The following is a 1,310-nucleotide window of genomic DNA, read 5'->3' as shown; positions in this document are numbered from 1 at the left end:
GAATTGGTAGAGAGAATCATGTAAGATATTGAGTTCGCGCATCTTGTTGTTTGGTTGTTGTTTTTTGGCGAAACCATTTGATCACATGACAAGATGTGCATCTACCTTAACTTGATGATTTTTATCTAAATCATCAGGGGATTCCTCAGTGCTGTGCTCCCCATACAGCAGCTCGTTCCAATCCAACACAATCTTTATATGTAGCAGGTATATCTTCTTCATTTACATATAAGCTAATTTTTTTATTAATTCTATTTTGCTTAAAGAACTTCACAGGTTTTAATAGCTCTTCATTGGGAGAAACGTTTCCAATCACTTCCCATCGACCAGAAGTAACAGCCTTATTCATGACACAAACTTTAAATAAGACTGGAAGAGTAACAATTTCATTTAAGGAAATTTCACTATCAGCAGCTATTTTTCGGTCATAAAAAGCTACTAATGGTTCTTCTAATATATGAGCAAAACAAATACCATTATCTTCAAGACGGATCTTAACGATATCACCTGCCTTTCTCCGAGTTTTTTTCATTTTCAAAGTTCTCCAAATTCTTTTATAGCTTCATCGCGATAATAACCTCCTTTAGGGTTACTGTCTGCAATGCCGTTGATTGCATTTCCGGACGTTCCCCCCTGAGATTTAGCTCCGCCAAAAAGTTCGATTTGTTGCTGCTCTCTTCCTCTTATAGCGGCTTTGTTTTTTGAAGTTACATCTAATTCTGCAGGACCAAAACCCGAGTCATCCATGTGATGGTTAGCATCTCTATGTAGTGGTCAACTAAAACTGGCCACGGTTTTAGAGTTTTCCCAATACAGTCGTTCTGACTCATTGGGTGTTAGGCCACCATTATATTGATGTGGCCTGAGTTGGCTGTAGTAGCCCGTGATGTAACGAGTTATATGCTGTCTTGCTTCGCTAAAACTCCGATAACCCGACACTGGTATCCATTCTATCTTTAGACTTCTGAAGAACCGCTCCATTAGGCTATTGTCCCAACAATTACCTCGCCTGGATAAGCTTTGCTTGATTTGATAACGCCACAACATTTGCCGATAAGAACGACTGGTGTAATGACTTCCTTGGTCGCTGTGGAACATCACGCCTTTGGGCTTATCTCGAGATTCAAACGCCATAGAGAGTGCCTTACCTGTCAACTTACTACCTGATTACCACCGACTCTCAGCTAGCTTGAGAAGCTTTTCTGGCATAGGTGGTGCGCATACCGATGCTCTTAAAAGTGCAAGGGTCATGTCCTCAAGGTTAAAGCGATGATTGAATCTAAAGCAGAATTCTCCAAGATATCTCGGTA

General features: G+C 40.4%; 2 protein-coding genes and 2 pseudogenes. All 4 read right to left on the bottom strand.

Translation table 11 applies throughout. The annotated features are described in order from the left end of the window. Window positions 1–145 precede the first annotated feature (145 nt). Window positions 146–532 carry an immunity 26/phosphotriesterase HocA family protein gene (locus QTN95_RS20715; RefSeq protein ID WP_331418857.1) on the bottom strand — a complete coding sequence of 129 codons (387 nt, stop codon included), beginning with the start codon at window positions 530–532 and terminating at the stop codon, window positions 146–148. 2 nt (window positions 533–534) lie between these two features. Then, window positions 535–747 (bottom strand): hypothetical protein, encoded by a 213-nt coding sequence (locus QTN95_RS20710; RefSeq protein WP_331418856.1) that lies wholly within the window; start codon window positions 745–747, stop codon window positions 535–537. Window positions 748–774: 27 nt separating this feature from the next. After that, a pseudogene (locus QTN95_RS20705) lies at window positions 775–1,161 on the bottom strand (integrase core domain-containing protein); the annotation flags it as partial. 6 nt (window positions 1,162–1,167) lie between these two features. Next, window positions 1,168–1,310 (bottom strand): annotated as a pseudogene (locus tag QTN95_RS20700) (IS1595 family transposase); the annotation flags it as partial.

The sequence above is a fragment of the Vibrio sp. M260112 genome, from assembly GCF_036533775.1.
Classification (GTDB): domain Bacteria; phylum Pseudomonadota; class Gammaproteobacteria; order Enterobacterales; family Vibrionaceae; genus Vibrio.
This window is presented reverse-complemented; position numbering and strand designations above follow the sequence as displayed.